This is a genomic window from Aurantimonas sp. HBX-1, from assembly GCF_021391535.1.
GTDB lineage: Bacteria > Pseudomonadota > Alphaproteobacteria > Rhizobiales > Rhizobiaceae > Aurantimonas.
In genome coordinates this window covers 3029180-3049151 of record NZ_CP090066.1, presented here as the reverse complement: position 1 = coordinate 3049151, position 19972 = coordinate 3029180, and the positions used below count along the sequence as shown (strand labels likewise).

Sequence of the window (19972 nt, the reverse complement as noted above, 5' to 3'; positions counted from 1 at the left end):
AACCAAGGACAACAGTGATGCGTGCGCCGCCCCTGAAGTTCCTCATCGTCGAGGACGAAGCCCTTCTGGCCATGGACATGGAAGCCATGATCGAAGATGCCGGCCACGAGGTGGTGGGCGAGGCCAGCTGCGTGCGCGCGCTGCTCGGCCTCCCCGCCGAAACCCGACCCGACATCGCCTTCGTCGACATGCACCTGGCCGAAGGCTCCAGCGGGATCGACGCCTGCGCCTACATCCGCGAGACCTGGCCGGATACCTATGTGGTGTTCGTGACCGGCAATCCGCGCAAGGTGCCGGAAGACTTCGCCGGCGGCCACGGCATCCTGCCGAAACCGTTCGTGCGCAGCGACGTCCTGCGCATCATGCAGTACCTGGAGGAGGGGGTGTTTGACCCGCCGCCGGTGTCGCGGCCGCCCGCCAGCTTCCTGCCGTCGCCGCGGCTTGCCGGCTCCTGGGCCGCCTGAGGAAACGAAGCCGCCTTGGCATAAGGGTCAGACGCCCGGCGGCGGCGACGCCAGCACCTCGTCGAGCCGGGTGTCGCGGATGTCCGCGATATGGGCCGTTCCCGTCCGTTCAAGATGCCGAAGCATGCCGGTGAGGATGCGTGTCGGCAGTTCCGGCCCGCCATAGACCAGGCCGGTATAGAGCTGCACGAGGTCCGCCCCGGCCTCGATCTTGCGCAAGGCCGACGCCGCGCTGTCGACGCCGCCGACGCCGATCAGCGGAAACTCCGGGCCGAGCGCCTTGCGGAACTGCGCGAGCACGTAGGTCGACAGCGCCATCAGCGGCCGGCCAGACAGACCGCCGGCCTCGTGCAGGTGCGGGTCCGGGCCGAGCCCCGGCCGCGACAGCGTGGTGTTCGAGACGATCAGCCCGTCGATGCCCCGCTTGAGCACCGCCGCGGCGATCTCCTCGACCTGGCCGGGCGCGAGGTCGGGCGCGACCTTGACGAAGAGCGGCTTGCGGGCCGTCGCCGAAAGCGCCGCATACCCGTCGCGCGCCGCCACCACCGCGACCAGCAGCCGGTCGAGCTCCGACCCGCTCTGGAAGGCCCGCAGCCCGGGGGTGTTGGGCGAGGAAATGTTGATGGTAAGGTAGCTCGCCAGCCCCTCGAAGCGGTTCACCCCCTCGACATAGTCGGCGACGCGGTCGGCCGCGTCCTTGTTGGCCCCGACATTGACGCCGATGATGCCGAGCTTGCGGGCCCTTGCCTCCAGCCGCTCCGCCGCGTCGGCATGGCCTTCGTTGTTGAAGCCGAGGCGGTTGATGATGGCGCGGTCGTGCTCCAGCCGGAAGATCCGCGGCTTGGGATTGCCCTCCTGCGGCTGCGGCGTCAGCGTGCCGACCTCCGCGAAGCCGAAACCGAGCCGGAGGGCGGCGTCCGGCACCTCGGCATTCTTGTCGTAGCCAGCGGCAAGGCCCAGCGGATTGGGAAAGGCGATGCCGGCCACCCGGACGCGCAGCCGGTCGTCGACGGGCACGTTCATCGTCGGCACGAAGCCCCGCTTCAGCGCCGCCAGCGACAGCGCATGGGCCCGTTCCGGATCGAGGCGGAAGATCGCCGGCCGAACCAGCTGGTAGAGGCGTTTCATCGCACGCTGCCGGGAAACTGGTGATGCCCGTCCGGCGCCAGCGGCAGTTCCTCGCTCCACAGCACCGCCTCGAGCGGCAGCGGTCCGTAGAGATGCGGGAACAGCGCCCCGCCGCGCGACGTCTCCCAGCGCAGCGCGTCGCCGAGGCGTCGCGCATCGACGGCGACCAGCACGAGATCGCGCTGGCCGGCGAAATGCCGCTCGGCGGTCTCGCGGACCTGCGCGCCGGTGGAAAAATGGATGAAGCCGTCGGCCGCGTCGACCGGGGCGCCGTCGAACCGGCCCTTGGCCTCGGCCGCCTGCCACAATGGCCGCGGGGCGATCTTGTAGATGATCTCGTCCATCGTCGTGGGTTGCCAGAGGCCGCTGGTAAGGTCAATCGGCCCGTTGCCTTGAGACCGTCACCGCGCGCGCCTACCCTTGCGCGTCCGCCATGACCGGGCAGAGGCCGAGGGAGCGTTCGATGATCCGCCAGATGTCACTCGTTGTTGCCGCTGCGGCCGTGGTCGCGGCGGCGCCTGCCGCGGCGCAGGAGGAGAGCCCGCAGGGCCGCTACCAGATGCAGCCGGTGGAGGGCGGCCTTGCCCGGCTCGACACGCGGACGGGCGAGATCGCCTTCTGCCGCGCCGAGGGCGCGACGATCTCCTGCGACGGGTCGCGAGGGGCCGTCGGCGGCGATGCCGGGGCGCGGCTCGACGCGCTGGAGCGGCGGGTCGAGGCGCTGGAGAAACGCGGCCGCGCCCTGGTGGACCGGCAGGACGCCGACTACGCCGTCGAGCAGATGAAGAAGCTGTTCAGGGGCTTTGCCGACATCGTCCGCGATCTCGAGCAGGACGTCACGCGCCCGCAGCCGGAGGACGCCACACCGCCCGACCGGACCTGACCGCGGCTCAGATCGGCGAGGCCATCTTCCGCCGCAGGAATTCCTCCATCTTCGCCAGCGACTGCCGCCCCACCTCGGTGGGGAACGACTCGAAGACATGCGCGCCGCCATTGGTCAGCGACAGTTCCGCCTCGTTGCCGGAGGCGACCCAGCGCGACGCCATGAACAGCGTGTCGTCGATCAGCAGATCCCGGGTGCCGCAGCTGAACAGCGCCGGCGGCAGGCCGGCGAGGTCGGCATAGAGCGGCGACACCGCCGGGTCCTTCAGCGAGATGTGGTCGGGCACGAAGCGGAGCACGAACTCCTTCACGTCCTCGGTGTTGAGCACCAGCCGCTCCTCGCCGAAGCGGCGCACGCTCGGGGTCAGCGACAGGTCGAAGCAGCCGGCGACGAGGTTGGCGGCCTTGTAGGGCATCATCGAGTACTCGTCGCGCAGCCGGATCAGCGTCAGCACGGCGAGATGCGCGCCGGCCGACTCGCCGCCGATCGCCAGCCAGCCGCGCGGCAGGTCGAGATGGCCGTTGGCGAGCGCCACCGCGACGGAGATGCAGTCGTCCGGCGCGGCCGGGAAGGGGTGCTCGGGCGCCAGCCGGTATTCGACCGAGGCGACGGTCAGGCCGGTCGTGTCGGCGAGCTGGCGCAGGCGCGGATCGGATTCCTCCGAGCCGCCGAACACCCAGCCGCCGCCATGGAAGTGCAGGAACGTGCCGCGCGTCTGGCCGTCCGTCGGCCGCAGTACGCGGATCTCGATCCGCCGCCCCGCCGGGCCGAGATGCACCAGCGTTTCCGCCGCCGGATCCTTCGGCCCCATGACGAAGGTCCCGAAACCCGCCTTGCGCAGCTGGCGGGTCTTTTCGACCGGCACCGACCAGGGGTCGGGGCGCGTCTTGTGCTCGGCGATGATCCGCTGGTTCAGCGCAGTGATCTCCGGATCCGTCAGTTCCGGATCGAACGCCGCCGGATCGATTGTCAGTTGCGCTTTGGCCATTGCGGTTTCCTCTTTTGCCTCCGACAAGCTAGGACGGCGGGCCCGCGGGAGTAGGGCGAAAACCGTGCCGCCGGCATGGGCCCGGGCCGCGAAAGGGGAGCGCCATGCAGCAGCATATCGAGATCCTCGCCGTCGCGACCCCCGGCCGCGCGATGCTGGACGTCAGCCGCCGCGTCGGCGAGCGGCTCCGCGCCGCCGGCGCTGAAGACGGGCTCGTCACCCTGTTCGTCCGCCATACCTCGGCGTCGCTGCTGATCCAGGAAAACGCCGATCCCGACGTCCGGCACGATCTGCTCACGGCGCTCGACCGGCTGGCGCCCGAGGACGCCGGCTACGTCCACACGCTCGAGGGTCCGGACGACATGCCCGCCCACATCAAGTCCGCGCTAACCGCGACGAGCCTCGCCATCCCGGTGATGGGCGGCCGGATGATGCTCGGCACCTGGCAGGGCATCTACCTCGTCGAGCACCGGGCGCGGCCCCATGCGCGCGAAATCGTCCTGCATTTCGCCGGAAGCCTTTCGGCCTCGACGGAAGCCGGCGCTTGATCCCCGGCCGCATAGGGTATTGAAGGGACGATCGAGGGGGAACGCGATGACATGCTGGCATCGAGGCTGACCGCGGCAGGGGAGGGGCGCAGCATGGGCCATGTCTTCATCGTGGCGGACGATCATCCGCTGTTTCGCGGCGCGCTGCGGGAGATCCTCGCGTCGCTGCCGGAGCCCGGCACGATCATCGAGGCCGCCGATTTCGACGAGACCGCCCGCGCCCTGACCGAAAATCCCGAGGCCGATCTACTCCTGCTGGACCTCGCCATGCCCGGCACCAGCGGGCTTTCCGGCCTGGCGCTGCTGCGCGCCGAGCATCCGTCGGTCCCCATCGCCATCGTGTCCGGCAGCGAGGACGCGCCGATCGTCGCGCGGGCACTGGATCTCGGCGCTTCGGGCTTCATCCCGAAATCCACCGGCTTCGAGGAGATCCGCCGGGCGATCCAGACGCTCCTTGCCGGCGACGTCTGGCTGCCGCCGGACGTGCCGCTGGACGCCGAGCGCGACCCCGAGGTGACCGAGCTGATCCAGCGGATCCGCACGCTGACGCCGCAGCAGACCCGCGTCCTGACCATGCTCGGGCGCGGGCTGCTCAACAAGCAGATCGCCTACGAGCTCGGCATCTCCGAAGCGACGATCAAGGCGCATGTCTCGGCCGTACTGCTCAAGCTGGGCGTCGACAGCCGCACCCAGGCGGTGATCCGGCTGTCCAAGCTCGGCATCGACCTCGACACCGGCTTCCTCGCCTGAGGGTCACCTAACGCGCCGGACGGACTATTCGGCCGCTTCCCGCCGCCCGCCGCGCCGTGCCATCGCCGCCCTGAGCGAGGCGGGCCGCAGCGGCTTGGTCAGCACGTCGACATCGACCGCCAGTGCCTCCTCCCGTACCTGCGGGGAGCGGTCCGCCGTCACCAGGATGGCCGGCAGGCCCGTATCGAGCGCCTTGCGCAGCAGGAGGATCGCCTCCAGTCCCGTGCCGAAGTCGAGGTGATAGTCGACCAGCGCGATGTCCGGCACGGCGCCCCGCGCCGCCAGCGCCGCCGCCGCCTCGGCGCCGGTGGCAAAGGCGTCGACCCGGCAGCCCCAGCCGCTCAGCAGCGTCTGCATGCCGTCGCGGATCGCCGCCTCGTTGTCGATGCAAAGCACATGCGTGCCGCGCAGCGAGACGCCGCCCGGCGCCGGCGCCGCCTCGGTACGGGTGATCTCGACCGGCCGGGTGCGCGCCAGCTTCAAGCCGACGCGGAAGCGCGTGCCGCGGCCATGCTCGGAGGTCGCGGTGACCGGCAGGTCGAGCACCCGGGCGATGCGGTCGACCACCGACAGGCCGAGCCCGAGGCCGCGCGCCGTGCGGGTGCCCTCGTCCAGCCGCACGAATTCCTGATAGATCGACTGGAGCTTGTCGGCCGGAATGCCGATGCCGCTGTCGGCGACCTCGATCTCGATGCGGCGATTGCCGCGGTGGCGCACACCGACGACGACCTTGCCGGCGGGCGTGTATTTGACGGCGTTCGAGACGAGGTTCTGGATCAGCCGCCGCAGCAGGTTGCGGTCGGAGCGCACCGCGACGCTGGTCCCGACGAAGCGCAGCGACAGGTTCTTCTCCTCCGCCAGCGGCCTTATGTCGGTCTCGATCTGGCGGAGCAGCGGCCCCAGCGGGAAATCCTCGATCTTCGCCTGCATGCCGCCGGCGTCGAGCCGCGAGATGTCCAGCACCGCGCCGATGATCGCCTCGACCGCCTCGAGGGAGGATCCGATATTGGCCGCCAGCTCGGTGCCTGGCAGGTTCTGGTGGCGCTCCTGCAGCGCCGAGACGTAGAGGCGCGCGGCGTTCAGCGGCTGCAGGATGTCGTGGCCGGCGGCGGCAAGGAAGCGGGTCTTGCCGAGATTGGCGGCATCCGCGGCGTGGCGGGCCTTGCCGAGCTCGGCGTTGGCGGTGAGGAGTTCCGCCGTACGGTGGCGCACCCGCTCCTCCAGCGTCTCGTTCATCTCCCGCAGCGCCGCGGCGCGGCGCACGCGCTCGGTCATGTCGGAGACGGTGGCGACGAGGCCGCCTTCCGGCATCGGGTTGGCGCGGAATTCGAGCACCCGGCCGGACTGGATGAGGCTGATCTGCCGGAGCGCCGGCGGGCGGGTGAGGACCTCGAAACTCGCCTGGTACTCGGCGCGGTCGATTTCGCCGGCACCGAGCAGTTCCTCCAGGACGACGGTCAGCGGCGTGCCGATCTGGCCGAATTCCGGCGACAGCCCCACCAGGTCGCGGAACTGCCGGTTCCAGAACGTCAGCCGGTAGTCGGCATCGAAGATCGCCAGCCCCTGGTCGACCTGCTCGAGCGCGATGCGCAGCAGGTCGCGATTGTACTGGAGCGCCTCGGACGCGTCGTCGAGCAGCCGCAGCGCCGAGGGGCTGGACTTGGCGTGGCGCTGGAACAGCAGCGAAAGCACCAGCCGCGACGAGGCCGAGCCGATCGCCGAGGTCAGAAGTTGCTCGGAGAAGCGGATCGTGGCGCTGTCGGCGGGCGCGTCCTCGACGAGGTGGCGTTCCTCGCTCTCGGCGAAACGGGCGAGCGAACGGTCGGTGCGCTCGGGCCCGAGATAGCGGGCGATCGTCGCGCGGAGCTCGCCGACGGTGACGTCTGCGCGGGTTCGCCGCAGCCCGGCCGCCGGTCCGGCGTCGTTGGAGGTGAAGATCGAGGCCTGGATCCGTTCCAGCGGCTTCGACTGGCGGCTGAGCGAGCCGAGGACGAGGCCGGCGACGTTCGCCGACAGGCTGACGAGGCTGCCGTAGAGCAGCGGATCCATCGCCGGGCCGGCGCTGGGGATGCCGTCGAGGGAATTGGCCACCGCCGAGGGACCGAACAGCGCCGGCAGAAGCAGCGTGTAAGCCCAGCCGATGATGCCGGCCGCGAGGCCGGCCATTGCGCCGCGCGCATTCGCCCGCTTCCAGAACAGCCCGGCCAGGAAGGCGGGTGCCAGCTGCGCGATGGCGGCGAAGGAGAGCAGGCCGATCGAGGCAAGGCCGCTGCCGATGCCGGCGAAGCGATAATAGCCGTAGCCGAGGAACACCACGACGAGGATCGCCGATCGCCGGACGTTGAGGATCAGGCGGGTCTCGTCCGGCCTGGCGTCGGTGCCGTGGCCGCGACGCTTCAGGAGCCATGGCAGCACCAGGTCGTTGGAGATCATGATCGACAGCGCGACGCTGGCGACGATGACCATGGCGGTCGCGGCCGAAAGCCCGCCGAGGAACGCCAGCAGGGCCAGCGCATCCTGGCCCTGCGACAGCGGCAGCGACATGACGTAGAGGTCGGCATCGACGCTCGGGCCGAGCATGAGGACGCCGGCGGCGGCGATCGGGGCGACGAAGATGTTGATCAGCACGAGATAGAGCGGGAACAGCCAGCGGGCGCGCCGGATTTCCTCGCGCGTGCGGTTCTCCACCACCGTCATGTGGAACTGCCGGGGCAACAGCAGGATCACCAGCGCGCTGAGGCCCATCGAGGCGAGGAAGTGCCCGCCGATCTGGCCGTCGAACGTCGCCGAGAACCCGGGATGCGCCCTTGCCGCGTCGAGCAGCGCGCGCGGCTCGAACAGGACGAATGTCACCCAGATCCCGACCGCGAGGAACGTCCCCAGCTTGACCATCGATTCCATGGCGACGGCGAGGACGAGTCCGTCCTGGTGCTCGGTCGCGTCGGCGTGGCGGGTGCCGAAGAGGATGGCGAACACTCCGAGCACCGTGGCCACCAGCAGCGCTAGGTCGGCGAACATCGGCGGCATCTCGGGGGTCGCGGAATAGTGCGTCACCAGCGTCGCCACGCTGGTGGAGATCGCCTTCAGCTGCAGCGAGATGTACGGCACGGTGCCGATGATGGCGATCACCGTCGCCAGCGCCGCCACCGAGGGATTCTTGCCGTAACGCGAGCCGATGAAGTCGGCGACGGTGGTGATGCGCTCGGCCTTGGCGTGGCGCACCAGCCGCTCGATGAAGCGTGGCGCCAGCATGAACACCAGGATCGGCCCGAGATAGATCGCCAGGAACGACAGCCCGTCCCGCGCCGCGACGCCGACCGAGCCGAAGAACGTCCATGACGTGCAGTAGACCGCAAGGCTCAGTGCATAGACGCCGGGACGGCTTGTGCGCGCGGCGTGACGCGTGGCACGACGGTCGCCCCACCAGGCGACCGCGAAGAGCAGCAGCAGATAGGCGATGGCGGTGACGACGATGATACCGCTATGCACCGAGGCCTCCTGGACCGGCGGCGAGGATCGCCGCAGACCGGTCGACAGAAACACCGGCGGCGTCGCAAGTCCAGTTTTGCGAACGCCGCGGCGTTTGTCGCGGGACGCCGCGGTTGTATGATGGGGAATGCCGCTGAAACCGGGCCACGTCAGGGAGTCGTGTCTATGCTGAAGGAGTTCAAGGAGTTTGCCCTCAGGGGCAACATGGTGGACCTTGCCATCGGCATCATCATCGGCGCGGCCTTTTCCGGCCTGGTCAATTCCATCGTCAGCGACCTGTTCATGCCGGTAGTGGCGGTGATCACCGGCGGCGTCGATTTCACCAACAAGTTCATCGCGCTGGGCAGCGGCGTGACGGCCACCGATCTGGCCGGCGCGCGCGAGCAGGGACCGGTGCTCGCCTACGGCAACTTCCTCACGCTGACGATCAATTTCCTGATCATCGCCTTCATCCTGTTCCTCGTCGTGAAGGGGATGAACCGGGTGAAGCGCCAGGAGGCGGCCAAGCCCCCGGAGATCGCCGAGGTTCCCCGCAACGAGAAGCTGCTCGAGGAGATCCGCGACCTGATGGCGGTGGCGACGGAGCGCACGCCCCGCGTCTGAGCGCGGCTCGCCGGAGACCGTTGCCCACGCCGGGGCTTGACTGAACCGGCAGGAAGGTCGAAGGCGAAATTGCGGGGTCTCTCCCGCGTCCCGACCCTTCCCGGAAGGCAAGCCATGAGCGATCTTTCACGCCTCAGCCGCGAGGCGGTCGAGGCGCCGGAGAGCGGCATCGTCGCCGTGATGACCTATGCCCGCGGCCGCGAGGGGCTGATCCCGCTGTGGGCCGGAGAGGGCGATCTGTCGACGCCCGCCTTCATCAGCGACGCGGCCGCCGCCAGCCTTGCCGCCGGCGAGACCTTCTACACCTGGCAGCGCGGCATCCCGGAGCTGCGCCAGGCGCTCGCCGCCTATACCGAGCGGCTCTACGGCCGCCCTGTTGCGCCGGAGCGGTTCTTCGTCACCGGCTCCGGCATGCAGGCGATCCAGCTCGCCATCGCCTGCGTCGCGAGCCCCGGCGACGAGGTGGTCTATCTGGGACCCGCCTGGCCGAACTTCGCCGCCGCCGTTGGCGTCAAGGGTGCGGTGGCGCGCGAGGTGTCGCTCGACTTCACCGCGGCCGGCTGGCATCTCGACCTGCAGAAGCTCGCCGACGCCATCGGGCCGAAGACCCGCGCTTTGTTCATCAACACCCCGTCCAACCCGACCGGCTGGACCGCCAGCACGGCGGAGCTGCGGGCGATCCTGGAACTTGCCCGGGCGAACGGCATCTCGGTGATCGCCGACGAGATCTACAACCGCTTCTACTACGAAGGCGGCCGCGCGCCGTCCTTCCACGACGTCATGGAGGAGGGCGACTCGATCTTCTTCGTCAACTCCTTCTCCAAGAACTGGGCGATGACGGGCTGGCGCATCGGCTGGATCGAGACCAGCGCCGGCTACGGCGACGTGCTGGAGAACCTGATCCAGTACTCGACCTCGGGCGTCGCCACCTTCATGCAGCGGGCCGCCGTCGCGGCGCTTGAGGACGGCGAGAGCTTCGTCGCCAGCCAGATCGAACGGGCGGCCCGGGCGCGCGACATCTTCGCCGACCGGCTGCTCGCCACCAACCGCGTGTCGCTGACCCCGCCGGCCGGCGCCTTCTATGCGTTCTTCGCCGTGGACGGGATCAGCGACACCCGCACCGCCGCGTTCCGGCTGGTCGACGAGGCGCTGGTGGGACTTGCCCCCGGAACCGCCTTCGGCCCGGCGGGCGCGCGTTTCCTTAGGGCCTGTTTCCATCGCCGGCTCGACGAGGTCGAGATCGCCGCGGACCGCATCGCGAACTGGATCGGCCGGTCCGCGTGAAGGCTGTTTCGGGCAAGCGGATCGTCGCGCTCGCCGCGACGCTGGTGCTCGCGGCGCTGGCGGGGGCGGCCGGCGTCGCCCTCGGCTTCCCCGTGCCCTGGCTGCTCGGACCGGTTCTTGCCGTGTCGGCCGCGAGCATCACGGGTCTCGACACGCGCCTGCCGGTGACGATGCGCAGCTTCGCCTTCTTCGTCCTGGGCATCCAGGCGGGGTCCGGCGTCACCCCCGCCGTGCTCGAGCAGTTGGCGCTCTGGCCGGCCTCCTTCGCCATCCAGATGGTGGGCGTCGTCTTCGTGATCGCCGCGAGCTACGCCTTCCTGCGGCGCGTCCTCGGCTGGGATCATCCGACATCGCTGTTCGCCTCGATGCCCGGGGCTTTGTCCTTCGTCGTCGCCGCTGCCGCGCAGACCCGCGCCGACATGACCCGCGTCGCCGTCGTGCAGAGCGTCCGGCTGCTGATGCTCATCGGGGCGCTGACGCCGACCCTTGCCTGGCTGCAGGGCGACATCGGCCTGCTCGCGCCGCTCCATGTCGAGACGTCGCTGCCGGAATACGGGCTGATGTTCGCGCTGTGCGGCATCGGTGCGGTGCTCGGTCATTTCTCTCGCCTGCCCGGCGGCATGATGCTGGGGGCGCTGATCGCCAGCGCGATCCTGCACGGTGGCGGCTTCGTCACCGCCCCGATTCCGCCGACGCTCGCGGCGTTCTGCCTGGTGTTGCTCGGAGCGGTGATCGGCGCGCGGCTGCGCGGCATCGGCCGGCGCGAACTCGCAAGCCTGCTGCCGGCTTCGGTCGGATCCTTCGTCATCGGATTGGGGCTGTCGGCGGTCGCTGCCGCCGCGGCAATCCTCTCCCTCGGCCTCGCCCCCGCAAAGGTGGCGCTCGCCTATGCGCCGGGCGCGCTCGAGGCGCTGACGGTCCTCGCCTTCCAGTTCGACGTCGATCCCGCCTATGTCGCGGCGCATCACGTGGTGCGCTTCATGGCCATCGCGCTGCTGGTGCCGCTGCTGGCGACGCGGGTCGCCCGGCGCGGCCTTCAGGTAGAGGCCCGCACGGCGGACGTGCCCTCAGGCGTCGATCGCGGCGAAGACGGACGGTGAGGGTGCCGGGGCCTCGCCGCCGGCGGGACCCCAGAAGATCACCCAGGTGACGAAGTCGTCCGACATGCCGACGAAGCGGTGCTCGACGCCGGCCCGCACGAACAGCGCGTCGCCGGCCGAGACCGTCTCCCGCTCGCCGTCACGGATGAAGTCGCTGCTGCCGGACGCCACGATGTAGAGCTCGTCCTGGTCGTGCGGCTGCTGGCGATCCTCGCCGCGCGGCGCGAAGACCTGCAGCGACATCGTGCCGTGGGCCAGTGCCTCGATGTCGAAGACGCCGTCCGGCCACTCGGCGGTGGCGGGGCGGGGCAGCTTGGCTGCAAGGGCGGGCAGGGAAAGCTTCATCGAAGACCCATGGTGCGGAAAGGGCACCCGCAAAGTCTCGCGATGCAGTGAGCCTTAGCCGCCGGCTTGCGAGACCACGAGTGAGGTGACCGCCGTCGAACGCTCGGCGTGCTGCGGCTGTTCCGTGGAAAAGCGGATGCCGACCGCGTTCCAGGTCTCGACCAGCGCATCCTTGAGCGTCTCGATCAGCCCGTCGCCATGCAGCGGCGTAGGGGTGATGCGCAGCCGCTCGGTGCCGCGCGGCACCGTCGGGTAGTTGATCGGCTGGATGTAGATGCCGTGGCGCTGCAGCAGGTGGTCGCTCGCCTTCTTGCAGAGATCGGCGTCGCCCACGAGCAGCGGCACGATATGCGTGTCGGACGGCATGACCGGCAGCTGCGCCTCGGCGAACACCGCCTTGGCGCGGGCGGCCTGGCGCTGCTGCGCGTCGCGCTCGCTCTGCGAGGTCTTCAGATGCCGGATCGAGGCGGTCGCCGCGGCGGCGAGCGCCGGCGGCAGCGCGGTGGTGAAGATGAAGCCCGGCGCGTAGGACCGCACCGAGTCGATCAGCGCCCGCGTGCCGGTGATGTAGCCGCCGAGCACGCCGAAGGCCTTGGCGAGTGTGCCCTCGATGACATCGATGCGCTGGGCGATACCGTCGCGCTCGGAGATGCCGCCGCCGCGCGGGCCGTACATGCCGACCGCATGGACCTCGTCGATATAGGTCATGGCGTTGTAGTACTCGGCGAGCTCGACGATCTTCTCGACCGGCGCGACGTCGCCGTCCATCGAATAGACGCTCTCGAAAACGATCAGCTTCGGCCGTGCCGGATCGGCGGCCTTCAGCAGTTCCTCCAGATGCGCCACGTCGTTGTGGCGGAAGATCTGCTTCTTGGCGCCGGACTTGCGCACGCCCTCGATCATCGACGCGTGGTTCAGCTCGTCGGAGAGGATCAGGCAGTCGGGCAGCAGCTTGGCGATCGTCGAGATCGAGGCCTCGTTGGAGACGAAGCCGGAGGTGAAGACCAGCGCGGCTTCCTTGCCATGCAGGTCGGCGAGCTCGCGCTCCAGCTCGACCAGCGGATGATTGGTGCCGGAGATGTTGCGCGTGCCGCCGGCGCCGGAGCCCATGGCGGAGACGGTCGACGTCATCGCGGCGATGACGTCCGGATGCTGGCCCATGCCCAGATAATCGTTGGAGCACCACACGGTGATCTCGCGGGCCTTGCCGTCATGGCGCCAAAGCGCGGTCGGAAACCGGCCGGCGATGCGCTCGAGATCGGCGAACACCCGGTAGCGCTTCTCGGCGTGGAGAGCTTCGATCGCGGACTGGAAATGGCTCTGATAGTCGATCATGAGTGCTCCTTGTCAGAACCGTTCTAAGTCGGCCGTCCGGCGAAGTCCATGCCGCAGGGGGCCTTGCTTGCACATGAATGTCAATCTAAATTGACAGTCGACGTAATAATTTTTGGACACATCCTCCGTGGACATGCCCCATGACAGGCCTCCCGGCCGGAGGGTCTTCGATGCGAGCGGCGCGATACGGCCGCAGCATGGCTGCCGGTCAACTGGTGCCTTCCGGCGAGTCTTCCTTGCTTTCGGGAAGGTCCTTCTCGGCAGGCTTGGCGCCCTCCGTGCGGGGTTCGCGGCGGGCCCGGGCCTGTTCCTTGCGGCGTTTCAGATTGGCGCGCAGCTGCTCCTGAAGGCGTTCCTGGCGGGTGGGCTTGGGCGTCCGGGGCCCGTCGGCGTCGATCATGTAATTATTCCGTTTCTAGGAAGCGAGTGTGGGGGCGGCCTTGATCGAGGTCAAATAGCCGCGGCGGTGGCGTGATGCGAACGGCGGTTACATCTTCGGCGAAAGCCGTTAGATACCCCGCACTTGACCGGCGCCACGCCGGCCATTCCCGCATCGAGGACGCCAGCCACATGATCGAACGGGTCGGCTTCGCCGCCGAACTTGCCGCCTATACCGACCGGCACGGGCCGGTCACCATAGGCCTCGCCGGCGCCGGGCAGATGGGCACCGACATCGTCGTCCAGGTGGCGCTGATGGCGGGCGTCCGGATCGGGGCGGTGGCGGCCAACAGCCCGACAAGGCCGATGGCGGCAATCGCCCTGGCCGGCCACGCGGACGGGCAGGGGGCGATCGTCTCGGGCGCGGCAGCCATCGACCGCGCGATCGAGGCGGGGCGCATCGCCGTCACCGACGATCTCGGCGCGCTCTGCGCCAGCGGCCATATCGACGTGATCGTCGACGCCACCGGCAGCCCGGAGATCGGCACCTTCCTCGCCCTCGAGGCGATCCGCAACGGCAAGCACATCGTCATGCTGAATGTGGAGGCCGACATCACCGTCGGGCGGCTGCTGGCGCGCAAGGCGCGGGAGGCGGGCGTCGTCTATACCGGCTCGGCCGGCGACGAGCCGGCCGCGACGCTGGAGCTGATCGGCTTTGCCCAGAGCCTCGGCATGGAGGTCATCGCCGCCGGCAAGGGCAAGAACAACCCGCTGCGCCATTCCGCCGTGCCGGAGGAATACGAGGAGGAGGCGCGCGCCCGCGACATGAATGCGCGGATGCTGGTCGAATTCATCGATGGCTCGAAGACCATGGTGGAGATGACCGCCATCGCCAACTGCACCGGCCTCAAGCCGGACGTTCCCGGCATGCACGGGCCCGAGGCGACGGTTGCCAATCTCGGCCAGGTTCTGTGCACCGAGGAGGATGGCGGCATTCTGTCCCGCTCCGGCTGCGTCGACTACACGATCGGCAAGGGCGTCGCGCCGGGCGTGTTCTGCATCGTCAAGCCGCGCCATCCGCGCGCCATCGACCGCATGGCCGACCTCAAGGTCGGGCCCGGCCCCTGCTTCGGCCTGATCCGGCCGTTTCACCTGACCAGCCTGGAGACGCCGCTCTCGGCCGCCCGCGCGGTGATGTACCGTCGCCCCGACATGGTGCCGATCGACCGGCCGGTGGCCGAATGCGGCGCCGTCGCCAAGCGGCGCCTGATGCCCGGCGAGACGCTGGGCCGGATCGGCCAATCGGACTATCGCGGCTACGCCATGACCTGGACCGACGGCCGCGCCCGGCGTGCCCTGCCGCTGGGCCTGGCCGAGAAGGCGCGGGTGACCGCGATCGTCGAGCCCGGCGACCTGCTGACCCATGACAATTGCGCCGCCGATGCCGGCCTGCTCGTTACAAGGATGCGCGCCGAACTCGATGCCAGCGACCAGCAATTCCTCGACTGAACCGGCTCGGCGCCTGCGCATCGTTTCCTGGAACTGCCACGGCGCCATCGGTCGCGACGGGCGCTGCGATCCGGAACGCACGCTGGCGGTCATCGCCGCGCTCGATCCCGACATCCTCGCTTTGCAGGAAGTCGACGGCCGCTCGCATCTCGGGCGCCGGCCGCTGGCCTTCGAGTTCTTCGCGGCCCGCCTCGGCGGCCATCTCGTCGAGGCGCGCACCGTCTTGCGGGAGCGGCGCGACTACGGCCACCTGCTCTGGTCGCGGGACGAGGTTCTGGACAGCCGCGTGCATGCCCTCCCGGGCGGCGTCGAACCGCGCGCCGCGGTCGACGCGCGCTGCCGGACGGCGCTCGGGCCGGTGCGGGTCATCGCCACCCATCTCGGGCTCGGTCCGGCAACGAGGCGCGCGCAGGCAAGGTTTGTCGCCTCTGCCATCGGACCGGAGGATGGGCACGTCGTCGCCCTCGGCGACTTCAACGAATGGCGCCGCGGCGGGGCGGTCGATGCCGTTCTGTCCGACCGGCTGCCGGTGCGGGTCTCGGAGCGCAGCTGGCCGGCGCGATGGCCGCTGGTGCATCTCGACCGGCTCTACGCCTCATCCGGCCTGCGGGCGACGGTCCGGGCCGCGCCGGCCTGGATAGCGGCCGCGTCGGATCATCTGCCGTTGGTGGTCGATCTCCTGCCGGCCGAGCCCGCCTGATCACGGCAGGATGGGAACCTCGCCGGACATCGTCGCCTTGATCGCCGTCTCCAGGCTTCGCACCAGGGTCTGCCGCTCTTCCGGTCCGAGGCCGGCCAGCGCGTCGGCGACCTTGCGGAGCGGATCCTTCTTGAGCAGCGCCAGGCCGCGATCCGTCAGCTCGAGCTGCTCGGCCCGGCCGCGACCGATCGTACCGCGCTTCACCAGGTAGCCCTTGGTGATCAGCGTTCGGACGGTTCTCGCCACGGCACCCGAGGCCAGGCCCTGGAAACGCGCCAGATCGATCGCGGTGCGCCGTTCGGGTGCCGCCAGATGCACGTAGCGCAGCGCCGCCCACTGCGCGGGAAACAGCTGCGACGCGTAGCCCTGCGAATGCAGCCTTCGTGCCATCTGTTCCAGCAGGGCCGCCAGTACCGCGGTCGAGATTTCGTCAGTCTGCAATAACTTATGGCCGCTTTAGTTTTGCTTCGCGCCGTTAGCCTGGGGGCGAAGACGTTATAGCTCATCAATCTAAGATAGCATAAAGTCTGATCCGAATGTTTATTTCAAATGCAAGACGCGTTCGCCTGTGGATCGTGATGTTGCGCCGCTTCAACGCAAACCGGCGGATTAAATGCTCACTGGACTAAAGTAACAACCCGGTGCCACGGGGCTTTGTCAGTGACTGCCGTGCCTTGCACTGCTCAGGCTGCGTCATGACGACGCTGTTGCAGGCCCTTCGGCGAAATGACAGGAGCATTGCCGTTCCGCGTCGATCAGGCGCAGCCTTGGTTCCTCGGCGCAGATCGGGGCAGCAATGGGGCAGGAGCCGCGATACGGACATCCGCCGGTCATGGCGGCGGCAGGCATGGGACCCTGCGCGGCCGACGGTCGGGCACGTAGCGTCTCCGGCAGGTCGAGGGCGGGATCGGCCGACGCCAGGGCGATCGTGTAGGGATGCCGGGGATCGGCGAGGATCGCGCCGGCCGGCCCGGTCTCGACGATCCGGCCGCGATACATCACCGAAACCGTGTCGGCGATCGCGGCGACGGCCGACAGATTGTGGCTGATGAACAGGATGGCGAGCCCGTCCTGTTCCGAGAGGTCGAGGAACAGGTTGAGGATCTGCGCCTGGACCGAAAGGTCGAGCGCCGACACCGCCTCGTCGGCGACCAGGAGCTTCGGCCGGGTGACCAGCGCGCGGGCGATGGCGATGCGCTGGCGCTGCCCGCCGGAGAACTCGTGCGGCCGGCGCGCCGCGTCCGCCGCCGCCAGGCCGACGCTCTCCAGCACCGCCGCCACCCGCGCCGCGCGTTCCGCCCGGCCCGGCCCAGGATCGAGGAGATGCAGCGGCTCGGCCACGATCCGCCCGACGCGCTGGCGCGGATCGAGCGAGCCGTAGGGGTCCTGGAACACCATCTGGACGTCCCGCCGCTTCGTCCGCAGGGCGCCGCGGAGAAGGGTGTGCAGGTCCTCGCCCTCGAGCAGCACGCGGCCGCCATCCGGCCGCTCCAGTGCCGCGACGATGCGCGCCAGCGTCGACTTGCCGGACCCGCTCTCGCCGACGATGCCGTGGATCTCGCCGGGCGCGATCGCCAGGCTGACGCGGTCGAGCGCCTGCAAGCGTGGCCGGAGATTGAACAGCCCCCCGGTGCCATAGCGTTTCGAGACCGCCTCGACGGCGAGCAGCGGCGCGCTCATCCGTCGATACCCTCGCCGGTCGCCCGGATGCAGCGGACCGCGCGGTCCGGGCCGATCGGGCGCCAGGCCGGTTCCCCGGCGTCGCAGGCGGGAATGTGGTCGGGGCAGCGATTGGCAAAGCGGCAGCCGGGCGGCAGCGCGCCAAAGGCCGGCACCGTGCCGGGGATCACCGTGAGGCGCTGGCGGCCGCCGCTCGCGTTTGTCCGCCGCCGGGGCATCGCGCCGATCAGGCCGCGCGTGTAGGGATTGGCGGGCCGCGCCAGAAGCGCCGCCGTCGGCGCTTCCTCGAAGCGGGTGCCGGCATAGAGCACCAGCGTGCGGGCGACGGTCCGCGCGATCACCCCGAGATCGTGGCTGACGAGGATCAGCGCCATCCCCGCTTCGGCGACCAGCTCGCCGAGAATGTCGAGCACCTCCCGCTGCACCGTCACGTCGAGCGCGGTGGTCGGCTCGTCGGCGATCAGCAGCGACGGTGCGCGCGCCAGCGCGATGGCGATGACCACGCGCTGGCGCTGGCCACCGGAGAGTTCATGCGGAAACGCGTCGATGCGGTTCGCGGCGTCGGCGATGCGGACCCTGTCGAGCAGCGCCAGCGCTCCCGCGCGGGCTGCCGTCGGCGCCATCCCGTCGAGCCGCAGCGCCTCGGCGATCTGGTCGCCGATCCGCATCGCCGGGTTGAGCGCCGTCATCGGCTCCTGGAAGATCATCGCGATCCGCCGGCCGTGGATCGCGCAGAGCTCGGCCTCGCTTGCGGTGACGAGGTCGCGTCCGTCGAAGCGGATGCTGCCGGTGACCATGGCGGAACCGGGCAGCAGCCCGATCAGCGCCAGCGCCAGCAGCGACTTGCCGGAGCCGGATTCGCCGACGACGCCGAGCGTCTCGCCGCTCGCGAGGTCGAAGCCGACATCCTCGAGGATCGGCAGTCGCGTGCCGTCCGTCCGGGCGAGCGAGACGCCGAGGCCCTCAACCTGCAGCAGCGGGCTCATCGGGCGAGGTCCCGGCGCGGGTCCAGCCGGTCCCGCAGCCCGTCACCCAGGAGGTTGAGGCCGAGCACCGCGGTCGCGATGGCAAGGCCGGGCGCGATGGCGAGCCAGGGCGCGGTGCCGAGATAGGTCTGCGAATCGGCCAGCATCCGCCCCCAGCTGGGCGCCGGCGGCGCCAGCCCCAGGCCGAGGAAGCTGAGCCCCGCCTCTGTGAGGATCGCGAGGCCGAGCTGGATCGTCGCCTGGACGATGAGGTCGCCCGAAATGTTCGGCAGCACGTGCTCGATGGCGATGCGCGGGCCGCTCTTGCCGGCGCCGCGCGCGGCGAGGATGTAGTCGCGGGCGAGGATGCGCATCGCCGCGCCGCGGGTGACGCGGGCGAAGACCGGCACCATGAACACCGCGATCGCGGCGATGGCGTTGGTCATGCCGGTGCCGAGCAGCCCGGCCAGCATCATCGCGGAGAGGATCGGCGGAAACGCGAAGACGACGTCCATCGCCCGCATCAGCAGCCCGTCGATCCAGCCCCGGCGCGCCGCGGCGACCAGGCCGAGAACCGTGCCGGCGCTCGCCCCGATGGTCACGGCGGCCGCGGCGATCGCCAGCGAATTGACCGCTCCCGCCATCAGCAGCGACAGCACGTCGCGGCCGAGCTGGTCGGTGCCGAACAGGCCGCCCTGCAGCGGCGGGCGAAGCCGCGCGGCGATGTCCAGCTTCGTCGGGATGGCCGGGGTCCAGACCAGCGACAGTAGCGCGACGGCGACCAGCACGACGACGATGGTGCCGCCCGTGGCGAGGCGCCATCCGGGCCCGGCCCTGCGCGTCCGCGTCGCCGCGACGGCGGCGCTCATGCCGACGCCCTCAGCCGCGGATCGAGGACGAGATAGGAGAGGTCGACGAGGAAGTTCACGACGATCACCAGCGTGGCCAGCAGCAGCACCACGTCCTGCATGACAATCAGGTCGCGCTGCTGCAGCGCCTGGACGGCGAGGCTACCGAGGCCGGGCAGGCCGAAGACGTTCTCGACCAGCACCGCGCCGGCGATCAGGAAGGTGAACTGCAGGCCGATCACCGTCACCACCGGCAGCAGCGCGTTCGGCACCGCGTGGCGCCAGAGCGCCGCCCGCTTCGTCAGCCCCTTGGCGCGGGCGGTCCGCACGAAGTCCTCGTGCAGCACGTCGAGCACCGCCGACCGGGTGACGCGGGTCAGCACGGCGGCCTGCGGCAGCGCCAGGGCGACGGCCGGCAGGGTGAGCGCGGCGAGGGCAGGCCCGATGCCGGCGTCCCAGCCGGGAAAGCCGCCAGACGGCATGATCCCGAGCGTCGAGGCGAAGACCAGGATGAGCAGGAGCCCGACCCAGAAATTCGGCATCGCCACACCCGCCTGGGCGACGCCGGTGGCCGCGACGTCCCAGAAGCTGCCGCGCCGCGACGCCGCCAGGATGCCGAGTGGCAGGGCGAGGACGACCGACAGGGTGATCGCCATCAGCGCCAGCGGCAGCGTCACCGCCAGCCGGTCGAGGATCAGGCCGGCCACGGGCACGCCATAGGTGCGGGAGGTCCCGAAATCGCCGGTCAGCGCGCCGCCGATCCAGGCGGCGAAGCGCAGCGGCAACGGCTGGTCGAGGCCGAGCTCGAGGCGCAGCGCCGCCAGCGTGTCGGGCCGCGCCGAGGTGCCGAGCATGATCGCCGCCGGATCGCCCGGCAGCACGTCCATGACCAGGAACACGACGACCGATACCGCCAGCAGCGTGGCGAGCAGGCCGGCGAGCCGCCAGGCGATCATCCGCAGCATCGAGTGGACC

At 70.1% G+C, this 19972-nt stretch carries 21 protein-coding genes; 9 read left to right on the top strand and 12 right to left on the bottom strand.

Annotation, left to right across the window (positions count from 1 at the left end; all coding sequences use genetic code 11):
- Positions 1-17: 17 nt before the first annotated feature.
- On the top strand, positions 18-464 hold the full coding sequence (locus tag LXB15_RS14530; protein ID WP_233949123.1) for a response regulator: 447 nt from the start codon (positions 18-20) through the stop codon (positions 462-464).
- A gap of 27 nt (positions 465-491) precedes the next feature.
- Here the strand turns inward: LXB15_RS14530 and LXB15_RS14525 are convergent, their stop codons facing one another.
- Positions 492-1592 (bottom strand): quinone-dependent dihydroorotate dehydrogenase, encoded by a 1101-nt coding sequence (locus LXB15_RS14525; protein WP_233949122.1) that lies wholly within the window; start codon positions 1590-1592, stop codon positions 492-494.
- A complete protein-coding gene (locus LXB15_RS14520) occupies positions 1589-1936 on the bottom strand; it encodes a DUF952 domain-containing protein (RefSeq protein ID WP_233949121.1) in 348 nt (115 codons plus the stop codon). Before LXB15_RS14520 ends, LXB15_RS14525 begins: the two co-directional genes overlap by 4 nt.
- Before the next feature lie 119 nt (positions 1937-2055).
- On the opposite strand from LXB15_RS14520, the gene LXB15_RS14515 reads away from it, so the two are divergent.
- Positions 2056-2475: a hypothetical protein gene (locus LXB15_RS14515; protein WP_233949120.1), complete on the top strand. Its 420-nt coding sequence runs from the start codon at positions 2056-2058 to the stop codon at positions 2473-2475.
- A 7-nt stretch (positions 2476-2482) separates the two neighbouring features.
- Here the strand turns inward: LXB15_RS14515 and LXB15_RS14510 are convergent, their stop codons facing one another.
- Entirely contained in the window at positions 2483-3463 is a 981-nt protein-coding gene (locus LXB15_RS14510; protein WP_233949119.1) for an alpha/beta hydrolase, read from the bottom strand.
- A gap of 104 nt (positions 3464-3567) precedes the next feature.
- Between LXB15_RS14510 and LXB15_RS14505 the strand changes: the two genes are divergently transcribed.
- Positions 3568-4011 carry a secondary thiamine-phosphate synthase enzyme YjbQ gene (locus LXB15_RS14505; protein WP_233949118.1) on the top strand — a complete coding sequence of 148 codons (444 nt, stop codon included), beginning with the start codon at positions 3568-3570 and terminating at the stop codon, positions 4009-4011.
- A 51-nt stretch (positions 4012-4062) separates the two neighbouring features.
- Positions 4063-4761, top strand: a complete 699-nt coding sequence (locus tag LXB15_RS14500; RefSeq protein ID WP_233949117.1) for a response regulator transcription factor — start codon at positions 4063-4065, stop codon at positions 4759-4761.
- A 24-nt stretch (positions 4762-4785) separates the two neighbouring features.
- Here the strand turns inward: LXB15_RS14500 and LXB15_RS14495 are convergent, their stop codons facing one another.
- The gene (locus tag LXB15_RS14495; RefSeq protein ID WP_233949116.1) at positions 4786-8250 is read right to left on the bottom strand and encodes a hybrid sensor histidine kinase/response regulator; all 3465 of its coding nucleotides are present in this window, start codon (positions 8248-8250) and stop codon (positions 4786-4788) included.
- 165 nt (positions 8251-8415) lie between these two features.
- Here LXB15_RS14495 and mscL point away from each other — a divergent pair, with 165 nt between their 5' ends.
- The 3 genes from mscL (at position 8416) to LXB15_RS14480 (ending at position 11237) form a co-directional block, all read left to right on the top strand.
- Positions 8416-8853, top strand: coding sequence for a large conductance mechanosensitive channel protein MscL (gene mscL / locus LXB15_RS14490; RefSeq protein WP_233949115.1), 438 nt, complete (start codon positions 8416-8418; stop codon positions 8851-8853).
- A 114-nt stretch (positions 8854-8967) separates the two neighbouring features.
- Positions 8968-10137, top strand: coding sequence for a pyridoxal phosphate-dependent aminotransferase (locus tag LXB15_RS14485; RefSeq protein ID WP_233949114.1), 1170 nt, complete (start codon positions 8968-8970; stop codon positions 10135-10137).
- Entirely contained in the window at positions 10134-11237 is a 1104-nt protein-coding gene (locus LXB15_RS14480) for an AbrB family transcriptional regulator (protein ID WP_233949113.1), read from the top strand. The genes LXB15_RS14485 and LXB15_RS14480 overlap by 4 nt, the downstream gene beginning before the upstream one ends.
- On the opposite strand, the gene LXB15_RS14475 is transcribed toward LXB15_RS14480, so the two are convergent.
- The 3 genes from LXB15_RS14475 to LXB15_RS14465 all read right to left on the bottom strand — a co-directional run bounded on the left by LXB15_RS14475 (position 11205) and on the right by LXB15_RS14465 (position 13317).
- Complete coding sequence (locus LXB15_RS14475; RefSeq protein ID WP_233949112.1) at positions 11205-11582, bottom strand: cupin domain-containing protein; 378 nt, start codon at positions 11580-11582, stop codon at positions 11205-11207. The genes LXB15_RS14480 and LXB15_RS14475 overlap by 33 nt on opposite strands.
- 54 nt (positions 11583-11636) lie before the next feature.
- The gene (hemA, locus tag LXB15_RS14470; RefSeq protein ID WP_370640114.1) at positions 11637-12917 is read right to left on the bottom strand and encodes a 5-aminolevulinate synthase; all 1281 of its coding nucleotides are present in this window, start codon (positions 12915-12917) and stop codon (positions 11637-11639) included.
- A gap of 208 nt (positions 12918-13125) precedes the next feature.
- Positions 13126-13317 (bottom strand): hypothetical protein, encoded by a 192-nt coding sequence (locus tag LXB15_RS14465; RefSeq protein ID WP_233949111.1) that lies wholly within the window; start codon positions 13315-13317, stop codon positions 13126-13128.
- Between the two features lie 170 nt (positions 13318-13487).
- On the opposite strand from LXB15_RS14465, the gene LXB15_RS14460 reads away from it, so the two are divergent.
- Complete coding sequence (locus LXB15_RS14460; RefSeq protein ID WP_233949110.1) at positions 13488-14804, top strand: NAD(P)H-dependent oxidoreductase; 1317 nt, start codon at positions 13488-13490, stop codon at positions 14802-14804.
- Positions 14776-15504 carry an endonuclease/exonuclease/phosphatase family protein gene (locus tag LXB15_RS14455; protein WP_233949109.1) on the top strand — a complete coding sequence of 243 codons (729 nt, stop codon included), beginning with the start codon at positions 14776-14778 and terminating at the stop codon, positions 15502-15504. The genes LXB15_RS14460 and LXB15_RS14455 overlap by 29 nt, the downstream gene beginning before the upstream one ends.
- On the opposite strand, the gene LXB15_RS14450 is transcribed toward LXB15_RS14455, so the two are convergent.
- The 5 genes from LXB15_RS14450 to LXB15_RS14430 all read right to left on the bottom strand — a co-directional run bounded on the left by LXB15_RS14450 (position 15505) and on the right by LXB15_RS14430 (position 19962).
- The gene (locus LXB15_RS14450; RefSeq protein WP_233949108.1) at positions 15505-15945 is read right to left on the bottom strand and encodes a MarR family winged helix-turn-helix transcriptional regulator; all 441 of its coding nucleotides are present in this window, start codon (positions 15943-15945) and stop codon (positions 15505-15507) included.
- 252 nt (positions 15946-16197) lie between these two features.
- Positions 16198-17184 (bottom strand): oligopeptide/dipeptide ABC transporter ATP-binding protein, encoded by a 987-nt coding sequence (locus LXB15_RS14445; RefSeq protein WP_233949107.1) that lies wholly within the window; start codon positions 17182-17184, stop codon positions 16198-16200.
- Positions 17181-18170 (bottom strand): ABC transporter ATP-binding protein, encoded by a 990-nt coding sequence (locus tag LXB15_RS14440; protein ID WP_233949106.1) that lies wholly within the window; start codon positions 18168-18170, stop codon positions 17181-17183. The genes LXB15_RS14445 and LXB15_RS14440 overlap by 4 nt, the downstream gene beginning before the upstream one ends.
- Positions 18167-19018, bottom strand: a complete 852-nt coding sequence (locus LXB15_RS14435) for an ABC transporter permease (RefSeq protein WP_233949105.1) — start codon at positions 19016-19018, stop codon at positions 18167-18169. The genes LXB15_RS14440 and LXB15_RS14435 overlap by 4 nt, the downstream gene beginning before the upstream one ends.
- The gene (locus LXB15_RS14430) at positions 19015-19962 is read right to left on the bottom strand and encodes an ABC transporter permease (protein ID WP_233949104.1); all 948 of its coding nucleotides are present in this window, start codon (positions 19960-19962) and stop codon (positions 19015-19017) included. Before LXB15_RS14430 ends, LXB15_RS14435 begins: the two co-directional genes overlap by 4 nt.
- Between the last annotated feature and the right edge of the window lie 10 nt (positions 19963-19972).